The sequence below is a fragment of the Bacillus sp. Medicinal_06 genome, assembly GCF_056711665.1.
In genome coordinates this window covers 84118-108121 of sequence record NZ_JBWYHD010000008.1, presented here as the reverse complement: position 1 = coordinate 108121, position 24004 = coordinate 84118, and the positions used below count along the sequence as shown (strand labels likewise).

The 24004-nt window shown below is 35.5% G+C and carries 18 protein-coding genes and 1 pseudogene; 11 read left to right on the top strand and 8 right to left on the bottom strand.

Features of this window, described 5'->3' with window-relative positions:
- Positions 1–12 precede the first annotated feature (12 nt).
- Both AC1M36_RS19920 and AC1M36_RS19915 read right to left on the bottom strand, forming a co-directional pair.
- Complete coding sequence (locus AC1M36_RS19920) at positions 13–1404, bottom strand: peptide MFS transporter (RefSeq protein ID WP_336452950.1); 1392 nt, start codon at positions 1402–1404, stop codon at positions 13–15.
- 388 nt (positions 1405–1792) lie between these two features.
- Positions 1793–2758: an ABC transporter substrate-binding protein gene (locus AC1M36_RS19915; RefSeq protein ID WP_336452951.1), complete on the bottom strand. Its 966-nt coding sequence runs from the start codon at positions 2756–2758 to the stop codon at positions 1793–1795.
- A gap of 173 nt (positions 2759–2931) precedes the next feature.
- On the opposite strand from AC1M36_RS19915, the gene AC1M36_RS19910 reads away from it, so the two are divergent.
- Genes AC1M36_RS19910 through AC1M36_RS19900 form a run of 3 tightly spaced genes read left to right on the top strand, consistent with a single transcriptional unit; the run spans position 2932 to position 5875 of the window.
- Positions 2932–3936 carry a FecCD family ABC transporter permease gene (locus tag AC1M36_RS19910; RefSeq protein WP_336452952.1) on the top strand — a complete coding sequence of 335 codons (1005 nt, stop codon included), beginning with the start codon at positions 2932–2934 and terminating at the stop codon, positions 3934–3936.
- Positions 3933–4991 (top strand): FecCD family ABC transporter permease, encoded by a 1059-nt coding sequence (locus tag AC1M36_RS19905; RefSeq protein WP_336452953.1) that lies wholly within the window; start codon positions 3933–3935, stop codon positions 4989–4991. The genes AC1M36_RS19910 and AC1M36_RS19905 overlap by 4 nt, the downstream gene beginning before the upstream one ends.
- Before the next feature lie 56 nt (positions 4992–5047).
- Positions 5048–5875, top strand: coding sequence for an ABC transporter ATP-binding protein (locus AC1M36_RS19900; protein ID WP_336452954.1), 828 nt, complete (start codon positions 5048–5050; stop codon positions 5873–5875).
- 32 nt (positions 5876–5907) lie between these two features.
- Here the strand turns inward: AC1M36_RS19900 and AC1M36_RS19895 are convergent.
- Positions 5908–6636 (bottom strand): annotated as a pseudogene (locus AC1M36_RS19895) (class I SAM-dependent DNA methyltransferase); the annotation flags it as partial.
- Positions 6637–6850: 214 nt separating this feature from the next.
- Here AC1M36_RS19895 and AC1M36_RS19890 point away from each other — a divergent pair.
- Complete coding sequence (locus AC1M36_RS19890; RefSeq protein ID WP_026593913.1) at positions 6851–8041, top strand: glycine C-acetyltransferase; 1191 nt, start codon at positions 6851–6853, stop codon at positions 8039–8041.
- A 40-nt stretch (positions 8042–8081) separates the two neighbouring features.
- On the top strand, positions 8082–9047 hold the full coding sequence (locus tag AC1M36_RS19885; protein ID WP_336452955.1) for an L-threonine 3-dehydrogenase: 966 nt from the start codon (positions 8082–8084) through the stop codon (positions 9045–9047).
- Positions 9048–9127: 80 nt separating this feature from the next.
- Here the strand turns inward: AC1M36_RS19885 and AC1M36_RS19880 are convergent, their stop codons facing one another.
- Complete coding sequence (locus AC1M36_RS19880; RefSeq protein WP_336452956.1) at positions 9128–9406, bottom strand: hypothetical protein; 279 nt, start codon at positions 9404–9406, stop codon at positions 9128–9130.
- Between the two features lie 206 nt (positions 9407–9612).
- Here AC1M36_RS19880 and AC1M36_RS19875 point away from each other — a divergent pair, with 206 nt between their 5' ends.
- Complete coding sequence (locus tag AC1M36_RS19875) at positions 9613–10035, top strand: NUDIX hydrolase (RefSeq protein WP_336452957.1); 423 nt, start codon at positions 9613–9615, stop codon at positions 10033–10035.
- 111 nt (positions 10036–10146) lie between these two features.
- Here the strand turns inward: AC1M36_RS19875 and AC1M36_RS19870 are convergent, their stop codons facing one another.
- From AC1M36_RS19870 to AC1M36_RS19860, 3 genes are all read right to left on the bottom strand, one after another.
- Positions 10147–12027 (bottom strand): vWA domain-containing protein, encoded by a 1881-nt coding sequence (locus AC1M36_RS19870; RefSeq protein ID WP_336452958.1) that lies wholly within the window; start codon positions 12025–12027, stop codon positions 10147–10149.
- Positions 12028–12030: 3 nt separating this feature from the next.
- Positions 12031–12924, bottom strand: coding sequence for an ATP-binding protein (locus tag AC1M36_RS19865; protein WP_336452959.1), 894 nt, complete (start codon positions 12922–12924; stop codon positions 12031–12033).
- 142 nt (positions 12925–13066) lie between these two features.
- A complete protein-coding gene (locus tag AC1M36_RS19860; protein ID WP_431613280.1) occupies positions 13067–14596 on the bottom strand; it encodes a cardiolipin synthase in 1530 nt (509 codons plus the stop codon).
- Between the two features lie 239 nt (positions 14597–14835).
- Here AC1M36_RS19860 and AC1M36_RS19855 point away from each other — a divergent pair, with 239 nt between their 5' ends.
- Positions 14836–15600: a C39 family peptidase gene (locus AC1M36_RS19855; RefSeq protein ID WP_336452961.1), complete on the top strand. Its 765-nt coding sequence runs from the start codon at positions 14836–14838 to the stop codon at positions 15598–15600.
- Positions 15601–15871: 271 nt separating this feature from the next.
- On the opposite strand, the gene AC1M36_RS19850 is transcribed toward AC1M36_RS19855, so the two are convergent.
- Positions 15872–17296, bottom strand: a complete 1425-nt coding sequence (locus AC1M36_RS19850) for an amino acid permease (protein WP_336452962.1) — start codon at positions 17294–17296, stop codon at positions 15872–15874.
- Between the two features lie 449 nt (positions 17297–17745).
- Here AC1M36_RS19850 and treR point away from each other — a divergent pair, with 449 nt between their 5' ends.
- From treR to AC1M36_RS19830, 4 genes are all read left to right on the top strand, one after another.
- Positions 17746–18456, top strand: coding sequence for a trehalose operon repressor (gene treR, locus AC1M36_RS19845; protein WP_336452963.1), 711 nt, complete (start codon positions 17746–17748; stop codon positions 18454–18456).
- A gap of 145 nt (positions 18457–18601) precedes the next feature.
- The gene (treP, locus tag AC1M36_RS19840) at positions 18602–20029 is read left to right on the top strand and encodes a PTS system trehalose-specific EIIBC component (protein ID WP_336452964.1); all 1428 of its coding nucleotides are present in this window, start codon (positions 18602–18604) and stop codon (positions 20027–20029) included.
- 13 nt (positions 20030–20042) lie between these two features.
- Positions 20043–21704, top strand: a complete 1662-nt coding sequence (gene treC / locus AC1M36_RS19835) for an alpha,alpha-phosphotrehalase (RefSeq protein WP_336452965.1) — start codon at positions 20043–20045, stop codon at positions 21702–21704.
- Positions 21705–22170: 466 nt separating this feature from the next.
- Positions 22171–24003, top strand: coding sequence for a GAF domain-containing sensor histidine kinase (locus AC1M36_RS19830; protein WP_336452966.1), 1833 nt, complete (start codon positions 22171–22173; stop codon positions 24001–24003).
- The last annotated feature ends 1 nt before the right edge of the window (position 24004 follow it).

Sequence of the window (24004 nt, the reverse complement as noted above, 5' to 3'; positions counted from 1 at the left end):
GTATTGAATTTGTTATTCCATCATACGTGCAATTTTTTTAGAGAACATAAGAAGTACTAAGCCAAGTACAATTACGATAATACCAATGCTTGCGAATACTTCCAGGTATCCTAAAGATTGTGTGAAAGCAGCTAGTGCACCAGCTAGATAGTTCGCCATACCAGAACCTGCTAACCATACTCCCATTAATAGAGATGCTAATTTTACAGGAGCAATTGCACTTACCATTGATAGACCGATTGGTGATAAGAATAATTCACCAATTGTATGGAACATATATGTGAAGACGATGAATAGTAAGTTTGCTTTCGTAGCAATGTTTGCTTCATCACTTCCAGTTTTCAAAACAGCTAATGTTAAAACAAGATAACCAATTCCTAGTAAAATCATACCAAGTGCCATTTTTGTTGGAACTTTTAAGTCGCCATTTTTTGTTTTAGATAGTTTCATCCATAACATAGATACGAATGGTGCGAATAGTACGATAAATGCTGGGTTAACAGATTGGAACCAAGATGTTGGAACTTCCCATCCGAAAATTGTACGATCAACAAAAGTGTTTGTATATAGTGTTAAAGAACTACCGGCTTGTTCGAAACCTGCCCAGAAGAAAACAACGAAGCAAGTTAAAATAACGATCGCCCAAGTACGGTTCTTTTCTTGTTTTGTTAAAGGTTTCTTTTCAACTACTGCAGCGTTTTTATCTTTTGATTTTTTTCCTACAACTGTTGTTCCTGCTTTACCAAGGTAACGTGGAGCTAATAGGTTAAAGAAAATTTGACCGATAATCATACCGATACAAGCTGCAAGGAACCCGTATTTATAACCCATAACCATAACGCCATCAACGCTTGTTTTAAAGAAATCTTCTGCTAGGAAACCACAAATAAGTGGTGCAAAGAAAGCTCCTACGTTGATACCCATGTAAAAGATTGTGAAAGCACTATCACGACGTGAATCATTTTCGCCGTATAGTTCACCTAAAAGGGTAGAAATATTTGGTTTAAAGAATCCATTACCAATAACTAAGAGTGTTAATCCTAAAAAGAGTCCAGTTTTTGTATTCATTGAAAATAGTACAAAGTTACCAAGTGCCATGATAATACCGCCAAGAGTAATTGCATGACGTCTTGTAATAAAGTGGTCAGTTAACCATCCACCAATAATCGGTGTGAAATATACTAAAGCTGTGAAAATTCCGTATAATTGCACTGCGAAAGCCTTGTCAAATCCAAGTCCTCCACTTACAACAGTTGTTGTTAAATAAAGAACTAAAAGACCACGCATTCCGTAATAACTAAATCTTTCCCACATTTCTGTTAAGAACAACAAATATAATCCAGGTGGATGTTTTTTTGGTGATTGTTGCCCTCCAGCTTTTTCTACTTTTAAAGCTGCATCCATATTGTTTCCCCCTAATCCTGTATAACGGATATTTATGTAATCATTTTAATTTACAAAATATTTAGAAGTCAATAGAATTATATGGGAATAGCAAAAAAATTTCTTAAATAATCTATTGAGTGTTTATCCGTTACTGTATTTTTCCCTGAAAAATTAATAATAAGCGTTTTCAAATGTAGTATTTGAATTTCAAAAGAAACCAAAATAATGATAAATCAGAAAATTTAGATTATAAAAACTTTTCTGGTATATAGAAAATACATTTTATTTACTTTTATAATATAACATATAGGGAATAAAAATACAAAATACAAAATGAAATAATGTGACACTTTCGTGAAGGTGAAATAAAAACAGCTTCCGAAAGGGAAGCTGTTTTAGAAAAGTATTATTTTATAAAACGTTTTTCAATGTCATCTAGCATTAAGTTTGCAGCCATTACACCGCCAGCTGTATTCCAAATTATATCGTCAACTTGATATACTTTGTTGTTTTTTGCAGCATTTAAGTTTTTGAATAGAGGATCATTGATATATTCTTTCTCTAATTCAGAACCCTTTTTCTCATTTCCTTGATTGTAAGTGAAGTAGAAGATGATATCGCCATCCATTGCAGGAATGCGTTCTTTAGATACGTTACGTTCTGCAAAGTCATTTTTGTTTTGATCGCCAGGGCGTTTGAAACCAAGTTCTTTTAAAATAATCCCAGAGAATGTATCGCCATGATAAATACGAACGTCACCAGGCATAAAGCGTACCATAGAAATCTCTTGGTTTACTTTATCTCCAAGCTTACCTTTTATATCTTTGATACGTTTGTCGTAATCAGCTAATACTTTTTCGCCTTCTTTTTCTTTATTTACTGCTTTTGAATAGAATTTAAAATTATCTTTCCATTCACCACGTAATGTTTCTGCAAAGACAGTAGGAGCGATGCCATTTAGCTGCTCGTACACTTTCTCTTGACGCATTTTGTTGCCGATAATTAAATCAGGTTTTAAAGCAGCAATTGCTTCGATATTGACTTGACTTTCGTTACCGACAGATTTTACATCTTTCATTTTATCTTTCATATGTGGATACCATGAGTCGCTAGTAGGCGGATTTACAGCACCAACTGGTGTAACACCAAGAGTAAGTAAAGCTTCTGCTCCTTCATTTGTTAAAATAACAACACGTTTTGGATTTGCAGGAACTTCCGTTTTGCCCATCGCATGTTCTACAGTAACCATTTCTTTCTTTTCTTCTTTTTTCGGCTCAGCCTTGTTATCAGATTTACCACATGCCCCTAAAAGAAGTGAAAATGATAACACGAATACAAATAATACAAATGATTTTTGTTTGATGAAATTCATTATGTATCCCCCTAAATATTGAGAATAATTTTCATTGTCGAAATTGATATTACGGTTTTGAAAATATAATGTCAATAGAAATAATTGACATTAATAATTATTATCATTGACAACGTAAATTAAGTTGCAATACACTAACAACGTATCATTATACATTGAAGGAGAAACACTGCATGTTATTAAAAACAAATCAAGCAAAATGGGTTGGACTATTTGTTGGAATCATTGCAGTTATCGCTTGTATTTGGGGAAGTATTATTTTTGGATATACAAATACAAGTGGGAAATTAGCGTTGGATGCTTTTTTTCATTTTAATGGTTCGAATGAGCATATCATTATTCAAAACGTACGGTTACCTCGTGCGCTAATTGCTGCTAGTGTCGGTGCTAGTTTAGCCATCGCTGGTTGCTTAATGCAAACTTTAACAAAAAATCCACTTGCTGCTCCAGATTTTATCGGATTAAACTCAGGTGCTGCCTTTTTCATTGTTGTAGCCATTGTTGTTTTTTCGATTTCATCTTTGTCAGCGTTTACGTGGATCGCTTTTTTAGGTGCAGCAGTTGCTGCAGCACTTGTATTTGCATCTAGTTCCTTAGGTAAAGAAGGGACAACCCCACTTAAATTGACTTTGGCAGGGGTAGCCATTAGTGCTTTATTCTCGTCTTTAACACAAGGTTTGCTCGTATTAAACGAGAAAGCATTGGAAGAAGTATTATTTTGGTTAGCTGGTTCTGTGCAGGGGAGAAAGTTAGAAATATTACAGTCTGTATTTCCTTATTTATTAATAGGATGGATTGCCTCTCTTCTAATGGCAGGAAAAGTAAATACATTAATGATGGGAGAAGATGTTGCAAAAGGGTTAGGACAGCGAACCATTTTGATGAAATCACTGGTATTGCTCATTATTGTGTTACTGTCAGGTGGTTCTGTTGCAGTTGCTGGTCCAATTGGATTCGTGGGGATTATTACACCTCATTTTGCAAGGGCGCTTGTTGGCGTAGATCATCGCTGGAGAGTACCGTATAGTGGGTTGTTAGGTGCTATATTATTACTTCTTGCAGATATTGGAGCGAGATATGTGATCATGCCACAAGAAGTACCAGTAGGGGTTATGACAGCATTTATTGGTGCACCATTCTTTATTTATATCGCACGTAAGAGAGGGCTTAGCAAATGAAGAAGTATATTCCGTTTCGTATAGGAAAAGACGGCCTCTCGTTTTTAATGTATAAACGAGCTTGTCTCGTCTTATTAGGTTTATTCATTGTTTTAATTGGATTGTTTTTTGCAAGCGCAGGTATGGGGGAGATGAAGATTGCCCCATATGATGTATGGCAAGCAATTACTGGAAACGGTGATGCGATGTCTAATATGGTTGTAAATAAGTTCCGCATGCCGCGTATTTTAATTGCAATTCTTGTAGGAATAGCTCTTGCTGTAGCTGGATGTATTTTACAAGGGCTCGTTCGAAATCCGCTTGCTTCTCCTGATATCATTGGGATTACAGGTGGTGCAAGTGTAGCAGTTGTACTATTTCTTGCTTTATTTAGTGATAAAAATAATGCATTAACAGTAAGCATTCATTATATGCCGCTAGCTGCCTTTATTGGTGCAACCATCGTTGCCTTTTTTGTATATTTATTCGCATGGAGAAACGATGGATTATCGGCGATTAGTCTTGTTTTAATCGGTGTTGGATTTTGGGCACTAACAAAGGCAGCGACAACATTATTCATGCTGTTAGCACCAATTTATCAAGCGAGTCAAGCGAATGTGTGGATTACCGGTACTGTTTATGGATCTTCTTGGCAAAATGTAGGGGTGTTAGCACCTTGGGTTCTTATTTTAACAGTGATTGCATTTATAGCAGCGAGACATTTAAATGCACAAGAGCTTGGTGATGATATTGCTACCGGACTTGGTATTCGTTTAACGAAGTCACGCTTTTTCCTCTTGCTCCTTAGTACAGCATTAATTGGTGGAGCGGTTGCTTTTGCAGGTGGAATTGGATTTGTTGGTTTAATGGCACCGCATATTTCAAGAAGATTAGTTGGTTCTTTATATGGGGCACTACTTCCAGTAGCTGCTGTTGTTGGGGCAATTTTAGTACTTGCTGCTGATTTGATTGGGCGCACAGTCTTTGCTCCTCTTGAAGTTCCAGCAGGTGTATTTACATCAGCAATCGGTGCTCCGTATTTTATTTATTTACTTTATAAAAGTCGAAATTCATAAAGGTAAAGAAGTACATAAACGATTTCTTGTCTACTAAGAAAACGGAGTAAAGGGAGATGAACATGCAAAAAGCATTAGAGACGAAAACGCTAACATTGTCTTATGGTGAAACAATTATTATTAATGAGTTAAATCTAGAGATCCCAAAAGGAAAAATTTCGATTTTTATCGGCTCTAACGGTTGTGGAAAATCAACTTTATTACGCTCGCTTGCTCGTTTATTAAAACCGACATCAGGTGATATTTTATTAGATAATAAAGCAATTCAAAATATGCAAACGAAGCAAATTGCTCGGCAAATGGCAATTTTACCCCAAGGACCTCAAGCTCCAGAAGGGCTGACTGTGCTTCAACTTGTAAAACAAGGGCGTTATCCATATCAAACGTGGCTCAAGCAATGGTCAGAAAAAGATGAAGAAATGGTACAAAAAGCGCTTGCAGCAACAGGAATGACTGAATTTGCTGAACGTGATGTTCATGCCCTTTCAGGGGGACAACGTCAGCGTGCTTGGATTGCTATGACGCTTGCACAAGATACAGATATTATTTTGTTAGACGAGCCAACAACCTATTTAGATATGACACATCAAATTGAAGTACTTGATTTGTTATTCGAATTAAATGAAACAGAACAAAGAACAATCGTTATGGTATTACATGATTTAAACTTAGCTTGCCGCTATGCAGACAATATTGTAGCCATTCAAGATAAACAAATTTATGCGCAAGGTAAGCCAGAAGAGATTATTGACTGTAAGCTAGTTCGTGATGTATTCCGCATGGAGTGTCAAATTACAACAGATCCTTTATTTGGAACACCGCTGTGCATTCCGCAGGGAAGAGGAAGATGTTTACTTCCGCAGGTAGCGCAAGTAGTGAAATGAAAAAAGCGATGAAATTTCATCGCTTTTTTCATTTTTTTGCAAGAAAATAAAAGAAAGAGGGGAATGCGCAATCGGCGTGTATCTTCTTCTTCGCTTTGAAAATGTTTTCGCTGTGGTGTTGCTTCTCGCAAGTCTGTAATTATAAATCCAGCTTGTTGTAAAAGAATGAAGTATTGTTCGATGGTACGATGGTATTTGATTACTTCTTGGTCAATCCACGGTTCTACACGTTTCCCGCTCTTAAAATAATCATCAATGAGCCAACTTGTGCGTTTGCCACCAGATTGTAGGCTTTCAAAGGAAGAAGTAATAACGGGATGCTGTACACTAAATGTGAAAGTTCCATCGGTTTTTAAAGTTTGATGGATGTTTTTAAAAATCATATCGAGATCTTCAATATAGTGAAGGGCGAGTCTAGATGTAACGAGATCAAAAGTAGAAGGAGGGTATGTATAGTCTTTGAGGTTCATAAAATGGACGGTACCATTTTTATTTTCTAGTTGTTTTACAGCTTCTGTATACATAAGGTGAGAGCCTTCGATACCTGTGTAAGAAAGACATCCTTTTTGCAATAATTCCACACCAAATTTAGCATCACCGCATCCTAAATCAAGAATGTTCTTCTCTTTCATATCCCCGATGAGCTGCAATAAGGCAGGTTTTTCAATTACTTCATTTGGATTATCTTTTCGATATCTACGCTTCATGTACTGTTCAAAAAAAGAGTCATTATTATATACTTCAGATTCTGTAAATGCCATTTTCTCAGCTCCTAAAAATATTTTTTTCATTCTATCAAACAATTGAAGTAAATCATAGATTTCTTGTATGTAATCCTATATAATTAAAATTTGTAAGCGTTTTCTTTGAACTATTTTTCTATAATAAATTCTGAAAACGTGTTAAGCTAGTAGAGGGATTATTGGAATTATTAAGACAATAATTCGCTTACATGAACGATGGGGAGGCTTCACGATGTCTAGTAAAACACTTGCAAACTTTTTAGAAGAAAATTTAGAGGATTTAAAAGCAAAGGGGCTTTATAACGTAATCGATCCGCTGGAAAGTCCAAATGGACCAATCATTACAATTGGCGGGAAAGAATATATTAACTTATCTTCAAATAATTATCTTGGTTTAGCAACAGACAATCGTCTGCAAGAAGCAGCAATTGGTGCGATTCATAAGTATGGTGTTGGTGCAGGAGCGGTTCGTACAATTAACGGGACTCTTGATTTGCATATTAAATTAGAAGAAACAATTGCCAAGTTTAAACATACAGAAGCAGCAATTGCATATCAATCAGGATTTAACTGTAATATGGCAGCGATTTCAGCTGTTATGGATAAAAACGATGCAATTCTTTCTGATGAATTAAACCATGCGTCTATTATTGACGGTAGTCGTTTATCAAAAGCAAAAATTATTGTTTATAAACATTCTGATATGGAAGACTTACGCAAAAAAGCAACTGAGGCCAAGGAATCAGGCCTTTACAATAAATTGATGGTTATTACAGATGGTGTCTTCTCAATGGATGGTGATGTTGCGAAACTACCAGAAATTGTTGAAATTGCAGAAGAGTTAGATTTAATGACATATGTGGATGATGCACATGGTTCAGGTGTACTTGGAAAAGGGGCAGGTACTGTAAAACATTTCGGCCTTTCCGATAAAGTAGATTTCCAAATCGGTACATTATCAAAAGCAATTGGGGTAGTTGGCGGATATGTAGCAGGAAAGCAAAATTTAATTGATTGGCTAAAAGTTCGTTCACGTCCATTCTTATTCTCGACAGCGCTAACACCAGCAGATGCAGCGGCTTGTATGAGATCAATTGAAATTTTAATGGAAAGCACGGAATTACATGACCGCTTATGGGAAAATGGTCGCTATTTAAAACAAGGTTTAAAAGAGCTTGGCTTCAACATTGGAGAAAGCGAAACACCAATCACACCTTGTATCATTGGCGATGAAGTATTAACACAAGAGTTCAGTAAACGTCTAAATGAAGAAGGTGTTTATGCGAAATCGATCGTATTCCCGACTGTAGCAAAAGGAACAGGTCGTGTTCGTAATATGCCAACAGCGGCTCATACGAAAGAAATGCTGGATGAAGCGATTCGTACGTATGAAAAAGTGGGTAAAGAAATGGGAATTATTTAACTTACATCTTTTGAAAGCTTGCAAATGAGGAGTGGGAAAAATGAAAAAAATTCTAGTAACCGGTTCTTTAGGGCAAATTGGTTCTGAACTTGTAATGAAACTTCGTGATGTATACGGCGCATCAAACGTTATTGCAACAGATATTCGCGAGACGGATAGTGATGTCGTAAAATCTGGTCCATTTGAAACGTTAGATGTAACCGATGGTCAGAAACTACACGACATTGCGAAACGTAATGAAGTAGATACAATTATTCATTTAGCAGCTTTACTTTCAGCGACTGCAGAAAAGAATCCGCTATTTGCTTGGAATTTAAATATGGGCGGACTTGTAAATGCATTAGAAGCAGCACGTGAACTTGACTGTAAATTTTTCACGCCAAGTTCTATCGGTGCATTTGGTCCAACAACACCAAAAGATAATACACCGCAAGATACAATTCAGCGTCCGACTACAATGTATGGGGTAAACAAAGTAGCAGGAGAATTATTATGTGATTATTATCATCAAAAATTTGGTGTTGATACGCGCGGGGTTCGTTTCCCAGGTTTAATTTCTTACGTAGCTCCTCCAGGAGGCGGTACAACGGATTATGCCGTTGAAATTTATTATGAAGCAATTAAAAATGGTACTTACACCTCATACATTGCAGAAGGTACGTACATGGATATGATGTACATGCCTGATGCCTTGCAAGCGATTATTTCATTAATGGAAGCTGATTCAAGTAAACTGGTCCATCGCAATGCTTTCAACATTACAGCAATGAGCTTCGAACCAGAACAAATTTCAGCAGCAATCCGTAAGCACATTCCGACGTTTACAATGGATTACGCTGTAGATCCAGCTCGTCAAATCATTGCTGATAGTTGGCCAAACTCAATCGATGCGACAGCAGCAAAAGAAGAGTGGGGCTTTAAAGCGGAGTATGATTTAGATAAAATGACAGCAGATATGCTAGCAAAGTTAAAAAAAAAGTTAACAGCTGAGCTAGTGCTTAGTTAATGAAGGGAACCGATTCAATTGAATCGGTTCTTTTTGTCAGCATATCTAAACATAGTCTAGAGAAGAAATAAGGTTTCTCGTTATATAGATTTTACCTTATTCGTATCTACGCTTCTTGGTTCAGTGCTAGCTTCAGGATATTGCTGCTCTGTTTCTTCATATTGTTTTTCATATTCGTAACTAAATGCTTTATGTGTTTTTTGATCTTTCTCCCAAGGAGTCGATTTTCCTAACTTTCTGTTAATGGAAGAACCGTAAGGACCCTCGGGAAACTCTTCGGGAATGACATATTCATGTCTTGCTTCAGCGGCTGTAACATCCGTATATTGTTCATCCTTTTTTGTGGACAAATGAAACATCCTTTCAAATATATTTGATAGTAGAATTCTTTCTTAATATACCCAAAACGATTTCTAAAAATTTTTCATTATTCAGAGAGAGATAAGCAAGATAGGTGGGGGCGGGCTGCCCATAAAAGCTTGATTGGTGTGGGCATTAAAGTTTCACTTTATCGAAAATTGAACCAGAATTAGATACGTAAAAAATATAATAGGAGGGAATACATATGAAAAGAGTCGATGTTGTATATTCATTAATTTATAATCAAGAAAAGGACCAAGTATTAATGGTACATAATGTTGAACAAGATGCTTGGTCATTGCCAGGAGGAGCAGTGGAAAAAGGAGAAACATTAGAAGCTGCAGCTGTAAGAGAGGTAAAAGAAGAAACGGGATTAACTGTAGAGATACAAGGGATTGCTGCAATAAATGAAAAATTTTTTACTGAGGTAGGTAACCATGCATTGTTGATTACTTTTCACGCCAATGTGATAGATGGGAATATTGCTGTGCAAGATGCAGATGAGATTTCAGTAATAGAATGGGTCGATGTTAAAATAGCGAACACACGCTTTCCATATTATGATGGGGGAATTGAATCATTATTAAAAGCATCTATTCCATATACATTTCAAAAGGAAACAAAATAGTAAATAAAAATTTTATCGACGCAAATTAAAATATATCAGCGATTCCACATAGGATATCGATCGCTCGACAAATAATGATTAAAAAACAGGAGCCAAATGGGCTCCTGCTTGCTATTCAATCGTCTTCAATAATAATTTCTTCAATAGCGGCTTAATCTTTAAGCGTAAATCTTCAGCATGATTGGCAACTAAGAAATGATGGTTATAAATATTTTTCATTAATTGATATGTCGCTTCTTTTGCTTCGCCTTCTTCGATGAAAATCCCGATAACTTCCATACCGCTTTTTCGAGCGAGTTTAACAGCTTCGTGTGTATCTAAAATACCATCTTGTTGATAGTCTAAAGCAGATGGTTCACCGTCTGTAAAGACAAGTAAGAATTTGTGCTTCTCTGGTCGTTTTGCAAGCTTTTCAGAAACGATGCGAATAATGTAACCGTCGCGATTGTCTTCTTCTTCGCGAAGTTGTATAATTTCTGGTCCAACGTTTGGAAGCGTTGAGTTTTTGTATGTTACCACTTCATGAATGACGTTTGGTTTATCTTCTGGTGTCGCACTAGAAGCATCTTCCCAGAATCCACTAATTGCATGTGGAATCTTTAATGATTTTAATGCTTCATGGAATAGAACAACACTTTTCTTCGTTTCTTCCATTTTGTTATACATAGAACCAGAGCAGTCGACTAATAGTTGGAAGGCAACGTCAAGTTCTTGTGATTCTTGTCCCTTTTTATAAAACATGCGCGGCTGTTTTTCTGTATAAATACGAAGGAATTTCTTACGAAGTCTTCCGTAATATTTATCACTATTTGCGTTTGTTTTATTTTCAATTGTTTTCTCAATGATTTTCTTTAATTCTTTTACGTCTTTATTAATGAGTGACTTAATGGCTTGATAGTCCTTTTTCTCATCAGAGTTTGGCTTGCGAGCTTCTTTAAATGTATGAGAAGCACCGACATTATATTTACCATATATGCCTTCATTTTGGCTAGAAGCATGAGAGGCTCTGGAATCTTCTGCATCAGCCACATCAAAGTTAGATTGCGTACTTTTTTGAGAAGTACCTTGTACAGAACCAAGCGCTTGATCGCCATCCTCTGATTCACGAGCAGTATCACCCATCATATTTGTTTTTGTTCCGCTTTCTAATTCAAAGCGTAAAAAGTTCTCGTTTTCGTTATTTTTATTTTCACGATGCCATGTCGAGAAGCTTTCATTAATTTTATTTTTATTCTCATCATCTACGATTTGAGTATCATCATTTGCTAATTCTTCGACACGACAGTTTTTTTCATCTGCAATGACAGATAAGTAGAGTGGGGCGTGTCCGAAATAGTTATTGATCATATCATTTTGCAGAAGACCTTCTAGACGATAGCGAATTTTTTCAACGACGTACATAATATCTTCCGTATTACGTGCTTGGAATGTTTCGTGTAAAATCGTTTCAATTTGCTCGAAATATTCATTGTTGAACATTTCATATTTATCGCTCGTTAATGAAAGGTAACATAAACAAAATAGACGATCACCGTGATAATTACGAACGCGGTTTATTTCATTTTGTGAGCCGAAGTAATTACGATACATTTCTTTTCGGCGCTTAAAAATATATTTTGTGCCAGGACGTAAGCTTTTCACGATTTCCTCAACACGTAAATCTTCTAATAAAACAAATAATTGTGTTAAAAACTTTTTAAGAGGAGATTCTTGTAATTCAATTGCATAAGAGCGAATTAAAGTCATGTCCGAGTAGTGTTTATTACCAAGTGCTTTTAAAAACACTTCGCTTTTTAATCCGATTATGGTATCTTCTTCTTTTCGATCATCCCAAAAGTGACTAATGACAACCTTTTTTTCTATTTCGTCGTAGTATGCTTTATAGCCATACTCAAGGTAGGCATCGTCTTCCTTTAGAAGGGCATACATTAAGTTTTCCATTTGAAGAAACAGCGACGCATCAATTTTTTTGTCACTAAAAATTTGTCTCATGAATTATCCCTCAAAGAAGTAGCTTTCTGCTAATTCACGGACAGTCATTTGTTCTGTTTCATCATTTAATTTTGCAATAATGCTTCGCTCAATTGCGCGCATAACAGGAATATATACGCCTAAGTCACATGCGTCGATAATGCCGCGAATACTTGCTGCTTCTTCACTTACACGTCCATCACGGGCAAGTGGCATGAGGTCACTTGCGAATGCTACAAACTTTTCAATCGTTGCAACGTCATTTAATTTGGATTCAGATAGTAATAACTCTTTTAAAGTATCACCTTGAATATAAGGAACTTCAATGATAACAAAGCGGTTTTTTAATGCTTCATTTAGTTCGCTCGTTCCAACGTAACCTTCGTTAATTGCCGCAATAACGCGGTACTCTTCATCACCATATACAACTTGTTGTGTAAATGGGTTTGTGATCATTTTACGGTAATCTAATGCACCATGAAGAAGAGGAAGTGTTTCAGGTTTTGCCATATTGATTTCATCGATATATAAGAAATGTCCGTTTTTCATTGCTTTCATAAGAGGACCGTCAACGAAGGAAACTTCAGATGCTCCATCTTTTGTTTTTAAAGTATTGTATCCTAAAATACCTTCGACATCTAAATCAACAGAACAGTTAATACTGTGCATTGGTTTTTGGAATAAAGAAGATAGTGTTTCTGCAAGTACAGTTTTACCGCTTCCTGTCGGCCCTTTTAATAAAATGTTTTTGCCAAGTAGAAGTGCTGTAATCGCATCTTCAATAATACTGCTATCTGATGCTTTATACATTTTTGTACCGATTAAATGTGCATTTTCACCAGCTGCTTGCTTATTTTTGTCGTGAATTGTTGCTAATTGCTGTTTTAAATCAGCATGTATATGAAATTGTTTTAACATGTATTTCCCACCTAACATTATTTTCGTAAAGTAAACAATACATCTTATGATAACTTGTTTTAATATGGTATGCAAAGAAAAGGAAGGGAGAGGAATGTACCATTATAAAAGAAAAAGTAATCAAGTTTATCTTGATTACTTTTTAAAGCAAAGGGGAAATTAGCCGCATAAGTGATTCCAGTGTTCGCTTTCCAATAGGGCGTTTTTTGAATGAATCCCATCTAATCTCGATGGAGTCTTTAAAATCTTGTTCAAAATCACGTTTTATATCTAAAACTGTTTTTGATTCATATAGCACCGCAATAATTTCATAATTAAGCTCAAAGCTACGAATATCCATATTTGCGGTACCAATCGATGCAATCTCATCATCAACAAGTACAATTTTAGCATGCATAAATCCATCTTTATAGCGATAAATGGAAGCTCCTGCTTTTAAGAGTGGTGTAAAGTAGGATTGAGATGCTTGATCACTAATGATACTGTCACTTTTTCCTGGATATAGAATACGGACATCAATACCAGCGGTGGCGCTTAAACGCAGTAATGTTAATGTTTCTTGATCTGGAATAAAGTAGGGCGTTGCGATCCAAATTGATTTTTTGGCAGACCCTATAGCTGCTAATAAAGCATTGCGAATACTTGTATCATCGGAACTTGGACCACTTGCGACAATTTGAACAGCACCTTCTGCTTGGTGAATACCTTGTCCTGGAAAGTATCCTCTATTCATAAATGAATCCCAGGAATAGTTATTTAAACCGCTAGAAGCATATAGCCAATCTTCTAGAAAAACAGCTTGCAGTTTATATAATGCTTTTCCTTCTATTTTTAAATGACTATCGCGCCAAATAGGGAACTTTTTCGAACGGCCAAGATATTCATCCCCAACGTTAAGCCCACCAGTAAAACCAATGACTCCATCTACAATAACAATCTTACGATGGTTCCGATAATTTACTGTTTCTAGTAGCCATGGTGAAAGAATGGAATCGAATTCGACAATTTCAATTCCGGCTTCTTTCATCGGTCGTAAGAAGCGATTTCGTAGTGTATTACTTCCAAGTCCATCGAAAAGAAAACGTACGATGACACCGGATTTTGCTTTTTTTATTAATGCATCCCGAATTTTTGTACCGATTTCATCTGAACGATAAATATAGTATTGAATATGAATATGATGCTGTGCATTTTCGATAGCTTGTATGATTTCAGTAAATGTTTCCTCTCCGTTTGTTAATAGCGTTGTTGTTGTTTGATCTGCAACGGGACCACCACCAAATTTTTGTACAACTTTGGTTAAATAGGTAGACCGTTCACTTAGTGAGGAAGGAAATGCTACATCTAAACGCTTCCCTTCTAAAATCTGACGGAATACATTTCGCTGTTCCTCTGCACGATGTAAATGTTTTTTTCGTCTCCAGCGACTTCTTCCAAAAAGTGCATACAATAATACACCAATAACAGGAAGAAGTGCTAATACTAAAAACCATGCTAGTGTGCTTTGTGGAGAGCGATTTTCGATAAAAATAACGAAGGAAATTCCTATAATCGTAATCGACCATAGTACACCAATAAATTTATATAAAGATATGACCTCTTTATTTAAGAGCGTGAGGACGATCGCTACAATAGTCAACACAAATAATAGTTGAACGACACGATTTTTCATATGTATATATTTCACCTATACTTTCTTGCGTATTGCTTTATAGAAATTTAGTATAATACCCTCATTATAAAACGTTTTGTTTTATCTGCACAAATGTAGATAAAATGCTCAAGCTTTCCGCATTTTTCCTGCATATAGTGATAATACAATTCGGAAAAAAATAACAATGGGATTTTATTTGTAATCGTACACAATAGGAAAGAAGCATTTTAATATGAAATGGAGTTAGAGTTATATATATGCAAAAATATGTGCAATTGTATAAACTACTTTTTGTTTTTACAGTATTATTTGGGAGTTGTTCTCCGGCAAGTAAGAAGTCTTCTCAACCAGTAAAAATGGATGGGAAAGCAAGTCAATATAAGATTCAACAAGTGAAACAAGAAACAGCAAAACCTTTACCAGAGAAAATTGTCTTATCACATGTTCCGTTTATCAGACAGCTTCCTGAATTAAAAAGGGGTTGTGAAGTAACGAGTTTGGCGATGCTACTTCAGTCAGCCAATATTCAAGTAGATAAAATGAGGTTAGCAAAGGAAATACATAAAGTTCCGTTTTGGATTGGAAATAAACATGGGCATCCAAACGAGGGGTTTGTTGGGAATATTTACACGTATTCTTATCCTGGATATGGGGCATATCATAAGCCAATTTATAATTTGGCACAGCAATATTTAGGAGAACGAGCAATTGATTTGACGGGAGAAGATATAGAGAGCATTTATACACAAATTCGTTCGGGGATACCAGTTTTAGTCATTACAAATTCTACTTTTCGGCGTCTTTCCGATGGTCATTTTCGTAATTGGGAAACGCCGCAAGGAATGGTTCGTATTACGTACTATGAGCATAGTGTACTCGTAACCGGATATGATAAAGAAAAAGTATATCTTCATAATCCTCTTGGAACAGAACCACATATCGCTGTTTCCAAAAATGAATTTCAAGCGGCTTGGGAGCAAATGGGGAAGCAAGCGATTAGCTATCAAAAGGAGCTTAAGTAATCGTATTCACTATGTAGATTCAAGTGTCGTTGGTTTATTTAACAGTTAATTTTACATACAAGAGGAATCCACAATTGCTAAAAGTACAATTGATAAAGGGGAATCAAAGTTTCACCTTATTAGCATAGAAAGAGTTTCATGTGAAACTTTAATTAGTGGTGGTTTTCTTCATCCTCCACTGATTATTAATTGAAAGTTTCTTAGGAATACAAGAAGCTGTGAGGGAACAATCCAGTATATTTTGGAATGTAGCTCACAGCTTCTTATTGTATTAGCTAGCTTTATTATTAGGCTGTTCTGAAGGAGAAGTAGATGAATTTTTCATTAGAATTGGATAGAGAACGAGTCCTAATACAAATAATCCAATACCTAAGAAAAATGTTTTTAAATCAGTTGTTCCTGTTTTAATTACCCAAATAGAGTATAGGAGTGCAAGTACTGTAATGATTCCATCCTTTACTCGAGAGCCTGGTGTTATATCGTATGTTTCTCCTGTTACAACAAGTTTTAATTGGTATAGGGTAGAAACAAGATAGGGAATTAAATAAGCTAATGTTGCGACAACAATGGCGAAATTATAAGCTTCTGAAACAGTCCCAGATATTGTTGAGAACAAGAAAATTTGCGTCATAATATTTGTAACAAGGAGTGACTTTGAAGGACTCCCTTTTTTATTAGTTCTTCCAAAAAATTTCGGGAAAAGTCCATTCTTTGCTGCTTGATAAGGTACCTCTGAACTTACAACAATCCAGCCAACAGTAGATCCGAATAATGATACAAGTGCAAGTAGTGCCATGATATAAGCACCTTTATTACCAATGGCTAGGTTTAAAGCATCTACTAAAGGTTTTTGCGACTCTTTTAAAGCGTCTTGTGGAAGAGCACCCATTGTTAGTAGTGTAATTGCCATGTAAATAAGAAGAGCAATAATTAAACCGAAAATTGTTGCCTTTTTTACATCGCGCTGTGATTTTGCGCGATTCGATAGCATAACTGCTGACTCAATTCCTATAAATGCCCAAAGAGTTGCAATAGCAGCGGCATTAACTTGTCCACCTAATGGAATTGATTTGCCAGCCTCATTCATAAATGTTTGACCATCGCCAAAGTTAGAAGTATTGAAAATAAATAGTGTAATGACGATGAACATTGTAAATCCGATAATCTTTGCAATCGTTGCAAGCAGGTTCATGTTGCCAGCTCTATCAATGTTTTGAGAAAGAATATATTGAATGCCCCATAGTATAATGCTACATACAGCAAAAGTTAACCCTTTTCCAAGTTCTAATGAAAATCCGTTTAGTGAAAAAAGAACTTGCTTACTTTGTAAAACTGGGAAGAATGTAGATAGGTATCCTGCAAATGAAATAATAACAGAAGCAGTCGCAGCCCAGTTCGCAGCCCAGTATCCCCATGCCATACTATATCCAGCAACTTTACCTGCCTTTTGAGAAGCAAACATTGCTTGTGCGTAACTTTGTGGACCAGCTTTTAACTCCGGCTTACGTACTGCAAGGTTTCCAAATACAAGAGCAATCATAAATACGCCAAGTCCTGTAATACTCCAAGCAAGCGTAGATCCCATTGGACCCGATACTTGCGCTAAATTTGCTGGAAGCATAAACACGCCACCGCCAACCATATTTCCAACAACAAATGCTGTTAAAATCCATAAACCCCATTTTTTCGTTTCCATGTTTGTTTATCTCCTTTGTAGTAGTTTTGCTTATTCATCATCTTTTTACTAGCGTTTTTGAAAACAAAAAAAGAGCCATGTAGATAAAAAATACCTACATGGCTCTTTGCCTAACGTAGGTACAACGGGAATAACCCTTGTACCTACGCGTGAATTTTTCCGCTAGGTTTCAAGGGTTAAGTATGATGATGATGTTTTTGTGCAAATGTAACTACAGTTGTATTCGTAAGCATAGTTCTTTGCTCCCTTTCTCCTCTGATTTTGAAGTTAGTATACTACATGTTTTTTAGAATGAAAAGGGAAATATGAAAAAAATTATAAAAATTCGTATTGTTGACTAAATATTTATATAGATATTTCTTGTGCTGGAAAATTAGTAAGAGATTGGCATGATTTTCTGTCATGCTATAATACAAGTAGAAATAGAAGGTGACAAGGGGTTATTCAAAATGATGAGTAAGTATGAACAGATTTATACGGAGATAAGTAATTCAATTGATAATCGTAAGTTAACAGAAGGGTGTAAAATCCCATCTGAAACAGAATTGATGAAGCAGTATGAAGTGAGCCGTGGGACGGTAAGGAAAGCTGTCGATTTATTACAGGAACGTGGATATGTACAGAAAATACACGGTAAAGGCGTTTTCGTTTTAAAACGAAAAAACATTGAATTTAATTTTGGTGGGATTGTGAGTTTTCAAGAGGAAAATGAACGATTAGGGCGCCAATGTATAACAAATGTGGTAGAGATGGAGCAATTGTCAGCACCGAAAGAAATGGCCAAATTATTAAATGTGAAGGCGAAAACGAAGGTAGATCATATTAAACGCGTTCGAAATATTGACGGGGAAAATGTAATTTTAGATGTAAACTATTTTGTATCTGAATATATTCCTGGATTAACAAAAGAAATTGCTGAGAAGTCAATTTATAAATACATTGAGAAAGAATTAGAATTACATATTAGTTATTCACAGCGCGTTATTGAAGTGCAACCTTGTACAGGTGATGATCGGAAGTATTTAGATTTAAATGGAACAGATTATGTTGTTGTTGTGAAAAACTTTACTCATCTTTATGATGGTAGTCAGTTTGAATATACAGAATCACGACACCGACTTGATATTTTTCATTTTTCGGATGTGGCGCGGAGAAAATAAAGAGATGAAACGATAGATGTTTCATCTCTTTTTGTATTGTTTGATAAAAAATAATAACAACTCGTATATACGAGTATTGACTAACTTATATATACGAGTTAATATGTAATTGTAAACGGTATCAAAAAAGAAAAGAGGGACGGATATGGGGAAAGATTATCGTAAAACAGCAGAAGAAGTGCTGAAATATATTGGTGGTAAAGAAAATATTGAACAAGCAGCTCACTGTGTAACGAGACTTCGTATCGCTTTAAAGGATGAAAGTAAAATAGATAGTGATAAACTGCAAGAAGTTTCCTTAGTAAAAGGAGCGTTTCATAACGCTGGTATATTTCAAATTGTGATTGGTCCAGGAGATGTAGATCGAGTATATGCAGAATTGATAACGCTTGCAGGTATGAAGGAGTCGACAGTAGCAGATGTGAAGGATTCGGGAAATCAAAAATTAAATCCGATGCAAAAATTTGTAAAGATATTTTCTGATGTATTTATGCCGATTTTGCCAGCAATTGTTACAGCTGGTTTACTTATGGGGATTAATAATTTATTAGGTGCTAAAGACTTATTTTTTGAAGGGAAAAATTTATTAGAAGTATATCCAAATTTAGGCGGGCTATGGGATTTAATTAATATGATGGCAAATACGGCATTTGTATTCTTACCAGCACTTGTTGGTTGGTCTGCGACGAAACGTTTCGGCGGCAGTCCAATACTCGGGATTGTAATGGGGTTAATGCTTGTACATCCTGATTTATTAAATGCATGGAATTATGGAAAAGCATCGGCAGGACTAGATGGACAAAAAATTGAGTACTTTAATATTTTAGGATTGTTCCAAATTGAAAAAGTAGGGTATCAAGGACAAATTTTACCGATTTTAGCAGCAGCATTTGTGCTAAGTAAAGTTGAGATTTTCCTGAAAAAACGTGTACCAAATGCGATACAACTATTAGTTGTACCGATTACAACAATCGTTGTGACGGGGGTATTAGCGTTAGGTATTATTGGTCCAGTTACACGTCATATCGGAGATTTACTAACAACTGGATTAGTGGGAGTATACGAAACAGTTCCAGCAATCGGTGCGGTTCTATTTGGAGCACTATATGCACCATTAGTTATTACAGGTATGCATCATATGTTTATTGCAATTGATTTACAATTAATTTCACAAAGTGGTGGTACATTTATTTGGCCAATGATTGCACTTTCTAATATCGCGCAAGGTAGTGCAGCGCTAGCAATGTTTTGGATTTCAAAAAATCAAAATGATAAAAGTATGGCATCAACATCAGCTATTTCAGCGTACTTCGGTATTACAGAACCAGCAATGTTTGGTGTGAATTTGAGAAATAAATTTCCGTTTTATGCAGCTATTACGGGATCGGCACTTGCGGCAGTATTTATTACGTTAAATGGCGTATTAGCACCAGCGATTGGAATTGGTGGTTTACCGGCATTTATTTCTATCATTCCGAAATCGATTCCGATGTTTGTAGTTGGGATGATAATCGCAGTAGTAGTTCCATTTGTTTTAACGTGGTTATTTGCAAAGCAAGTAAAACAGAAGTAGGAGGCAATTTAGCATGAAAGATTGGCATAAAAGTGTTGTCTATCAAATTTATCCGAAAAGCTTTAATAGCTATTACAATACAGAGACAGGCGATATAAAAGGTGTAACAGAGAAATTAGATTATTTACAAAAACTTGGTGTTGATTATATTTGGCTTACGCCAATGTATCGTTCACCACAAAATGATAATGGTTATGATGTTAGTGATTATTATTCAATAGATCCATCTTATGGAACAATGGAAGAATTTGAAGAACTTTTAGCAGAAGCGAAGAAACGTGAGATGGATATTATGCTTGATATCGTTGTGAACCATAGTTCGACGGAGCATAAGTGGTTTCAGGAAGCGCGCCATGATAAAAATAGCCCGTACCGTGATTTTTATATATGGCGTGATGAAAAGAATAATTGGCAGTCTAAGTTTGGTGGTTCCGCTTGGGAATATGATGAGAAAACAAAGCAATATTATTTGCATTTGTTTGATAAAACGCAAGCTGATTTAAATTGGGAAAATGAAAAGCTTCGGGAAGAAGTATACGAAATGATGCGCTTTTGGCTTGAAAAAGGGGTCAAAGGATTCCGGCTTGATGTCATTAACTTAATTTCAAAAGATCAACGTTTTCTAGATGATGAAGGAACAACTGCTACTAGCGATGGTCGGAAATACTATACAGATGGCCCTCGTGTTCATGGATATTTACAAGAAATGAATCATGAAGTATTTGAAGGAAAAGACGTAATTACAGTTGGAGAAATGTCATCTACAACAATTGATAATTGTATTAAGTATTCAAATCCAGAGCGGAAGGAATTAAGTATGACTTTCAGCTTTCACCATTTAAAAGTAGATTATCCAAATGGAGATAAGTGGACAAAAGCTGACTTTGATTTCAGGCAGTTGAAAGAAATCATGTCAAAGTGGCAAACTGAAATGCAAGAAGGTGGGGGCTGGAACGCTCTGTTCTGGTGTAACCATGATCAGCCTCGCATTGTATCCCGTTTTGGTGATGATAAGCGGTACCGAAATGAATCGGCAAAGATGTTAGCAACGGCGATGCATATGTTGCAAGGCACACCTTATATTTATCAAGGTGAAGAAATTGGAATGACAAATCCAGGATTTGAAAGAATTGAACAGTATCGAGATGTTGAATCTTTAAATATTTATGAAATGAAGCAGGGAGAAGGGATGTCAAATGAAGAAATCATTGGTATCCTAAAACAAAAATCTCGCGATAATTCACGGACACCTATGCAGTGGAATGAAGAAGAAAATGCTGGTTTTTCAACAAATACACCTTGGATTTCAGTTGCAGAAAATTACAAAGAAATTAATGTGGAAAAAGCATTACAAGATAAAGAGTCTGTGTTTTATCATTATAAAAAGTTAATTGAACTTAGAAAAACATATGATGTGCTTACAGCTGGTAAATATGAAATTATAGATATGGATGATCCGAATGTTTGGGTATATACTCGTACGTTAAATGATGAAATGCTACTTGTGATAAATAATTTTTATGGAGAAACAATAACATATTCTGTGCCAAAAGAGATTAAAGTAAATGGGATGAAGCAAGAAATATTAATATCAAATTATGAGGATTCAGGTGAAGATATTAGAAAGCTTATCCTTAGACCGTATGAATCCATTGTGTATCGATTTACTAAATAATTGAAATAAGAGGTTGGATGCCCATAGCATTCAACCTCTTATTAATTTAAAACGCCACTATATAACATTTTTACTTCTACTTCAGGGTTAAACTGCACCTTTGGATAATCTTTTTTCAAATTTTAAATTATGTTTGTGTTAAAGATTTTATAGGGGATATATAACATCAACAGTTTCTTGCTTTACATGTACAAAGAAATTTACAAGTGAATTACAACTCTACTAGATTAACGATATTAATATACATCTTTTGTACTATAAAGATTACGTCCAATAGTATGTACAATTACATCATTTGATGAATAGGAAATTTATAAAAATCAACTTATACTAATATTGTGTCTTGCCTGTTTAGGTGTAGTACACAGCCGGTGATTGGCTAGTGGAAGTTCTTCCATTTTGCCAGTGCCGGTTTTTTGTTGGATAATAGAGAAAATATATTTTTATAAAGAAAGAAGGGGCTGTTTTGAAAGATGTAGATTCTATTTTTATGAGAGAAAAAGTTGCTAGTTATTATCTTTATTTCATTTCTTTTCTTGGTTTGATTACTATAACTATATCTTTACTTGAAATTAAAATCCCTTCTCATCCAACAATACTAATATTGTTATTAATATTTATGGGGATTGCAGAGTATTTTCCTGTACGATTTTGGAGAGGAACTAGCTCGCTTACCTTTCCGATTATTTACGCTATGAGTTGGCAGCTTGGAATACATATAACTATTATTGCAATTGTGTTTGTTACGCTAATTATTCATCTGCATCGTCGTTCGCCAGTGCAAAGAATGCTATTTAATAGTACACAGCATGCTCTTAGTTTGATCTTGGCAGAATGGTTTTCCAATGAAGGTCTGTCTTTATTTATTAGCAGGATCGACATGTCAGTCCTGTATGAGAAATTAATATTTCTGTTATTGTTTTGCGTGTTTTTTTGTTTTTTCAACAACCGTTTTTACGATTTGTTAATGGTACTCCTTCCTCAGCCGTATTCAATACATCAATGGTATAAAAAAACCACAACGGTATTTCTTTGTGAAACTTTTGGTTTATTTTACGCTGCTCTGATGCATCTCTTAGTTAGTGCATATAGTGTGGAGATAAACGAGATTACAGTATTGTTTTTCTTTTTTCCACTTGTAGCAATTTCAGTTATCAGCTCTTTTTCTGTGCGAATAAGGATCGAGAAGGAACGATTATACGAACTGTTTCTTATTACAACAGAAATAAGTCGTGGACTAACCGGAGGGAACTTGAAGCATATCAAACAAGCACTTAAAGGTTTTTTTGGAATACAAGCATATGCAATATGGACAAAAGATGATGGAAACTGGAATCTTTTATTAAAAGATGGGAAAGTGCATCCGAATTTTTCTGATCATTCTGATATATATAAGGGGTTTGAGGAAATCTCCAAAAATCTTGTTTTTAATGATTGGAAAACTGGTATGGCTCCTGGAGATGATGTATTTGATGATATCATACGCTCGCTTGTATATTTTCCCCTTATTGTAAATGATGAATTAGTTGGAATGTTTGTTGCAGGAAAAAGTAGAAATGCGGGTTTTTTTCCAGAAGATATACAGTCTTTAGCTACGTTTTCTAACCAATTAGCTAACGTAGTTAAAACAAGGATATTGATTTCTGAACAGGAAAAAAGAATGATTTTAGAAGAAAGAAATCGAATTGCACGCGAAATTCACGATGGTATCGCGCAAGCGTTAGCCGGGGTAATATTCCAACTAGAATCCGTCCAGAAAAAATATCGTGATAAACCAACCGATATGCAGCAAGTAGTGGAGAAAAGTATAAAAAAATTAAGGGGAAGCTTAGGAGAAGTTCGCTATTCTATTTATGCTTTAAAGCCATATCCAACGCAACAATTAGGACTTAAGCAAGCGATAGCAAGTAAAATAAAATCTGTAAAACAAGAATATGAAATAGACATTACATACCATGAAAGGGGTCATGCTCGTACAATCAGTTTTTCTAAAGAAAGAGTTATTTTTGATACATTTCAGGAGAGTTTGCAGAACATTGTTAAACATGCACAAGCAGAAAAAGTTGATGTGCTGTTAAGCTATCAGCGTGAGCACGTACTTTTAAAGGTGAAGGATAATGGAATTGGTTTTTCACTATTTGAGTCTATGGTTAAAACGAAGTGTGAGCCGCATTATGGTATATTACATATGAATGAACAAGCTGAACAGCTAGGGGCTACTTTACAGATTGATAGTTCTGTAGGGAAGGGGACAGAAATTACATTATTAATTCCAGATTCACAAACAAGGGGTGCGTAAA

Coding starts and splice junctions, on each gene's coding strand:
- AC1M36_RS19920 (WP_336452950.1), bottom strand. CDS start 1,404: ATGGATGCAGCTTTAAAAGTAGAAAAAGCTGGAGGGCAACAATCACCA.
- AC1M36_RS19915 (WP_336452951.1), bottom strand. CDS start 2,758: ATGAATTTCATCAAACAAAAATCATTTGTATTATTTGTATTCGTGTTA.
- AC1M36_RS19910 (WP_336452952.1), top strand. CDS start 2,932: ATGTTATTAAAAACAAATCAAGCAAAATGGGTTGGACTATTTGTTGGA.
- AC1M36_RS19905 (WP_336452953.1), top strand. CDS start 3,933: ATGAAGAAGTATATTCCGTTTCGTATAGGAAAAGACGGCCTCTCGTTT.
- AC1M36_RS19900 (WP_336452954.1), top strand. CDS start 5,048: ATGAACATGCAAAAAGCATTAGAGACGAAAACGCTAACATTGTCTTAT.
- AC1M36_RS19890 (WP_026593913.1), top strand. CDS start 6,851: ATGTCTAGTAAAACACTTGCAAACTTTTTAGAAGAAAATTTAGAGGAT.
- AC1M36_RS19885 (WP_336452955.1), top strand. CDS start 8,082: ATGAAAAAAATTCTAGTAACCGGTTCTTTAGGGCAAATTGGTTCTGAA.
- AC1M36_RS19880 (WP_336452956.1), bottom strand. CDS start 9,406: ATGTTTCATTTGTCCACAAAAAAGGATGAACAATATACGGATGTTACA.
- AC1M36_RS19875 (WP_336452957.1), top strand. CDS start 9,613: ATGAAAAGAGTCGATGTTGTATATTCATTAATTTATAATCAAGAAAAG.
- AC1M36_RS19870 (WP_336452958.1), bottom strand. CDS start 12,027: ATGAGACAAATTTTTAGTGACAAAAAAATTGATGCGTCGCTGTTTCTT.
- AC1M36_RS19865 (WP_336452959.1), bottom strand. CDS start 12,924: ATGTTAAAACAATTTCATATACATGCTGATTTAAAACAGCAATTAGCA.
- AC1M36_RS19860 (WP_431613280.1), bottom strand. CDS start 14,596: ATGAAAAATCGTGTCGTTCAACTATTATTTGTGTTGACTATTGTAGCG.
- AC1M36_RS19855 (WP_336452961.1), top strand. CDS start 14,836: ATGCAAAAATATGTGCAATTGTATAAACTACTTTTTGTTTTTACAGTA.
- AC1M36_RS19850 (WP_336452962.1), bottom strand. CDS start 17,296: ATGGAAACGAAAAAATGGGGTTTATGGATTTTAACAGCATTTGTTGTT.
- treR (WP_336452963.1), top strand. CDS start 17,746: ATGATGAGTAAGTATGAACAGATTTATACGGAGATAAGTAATTCAATT.
- treP (WP_336452964.1), top strand. CDS start 18,602: ATGGGGAAAGATTATCGTAAAACAGCAGAAGAAGTGCTGAAATATATT.
- treC (WP_336452965.1), top strand. CDS start 20,043: ATGAAAGATTGGCATAAAAGTGTTGTCTATCAAATTTATCCGAAAAGC.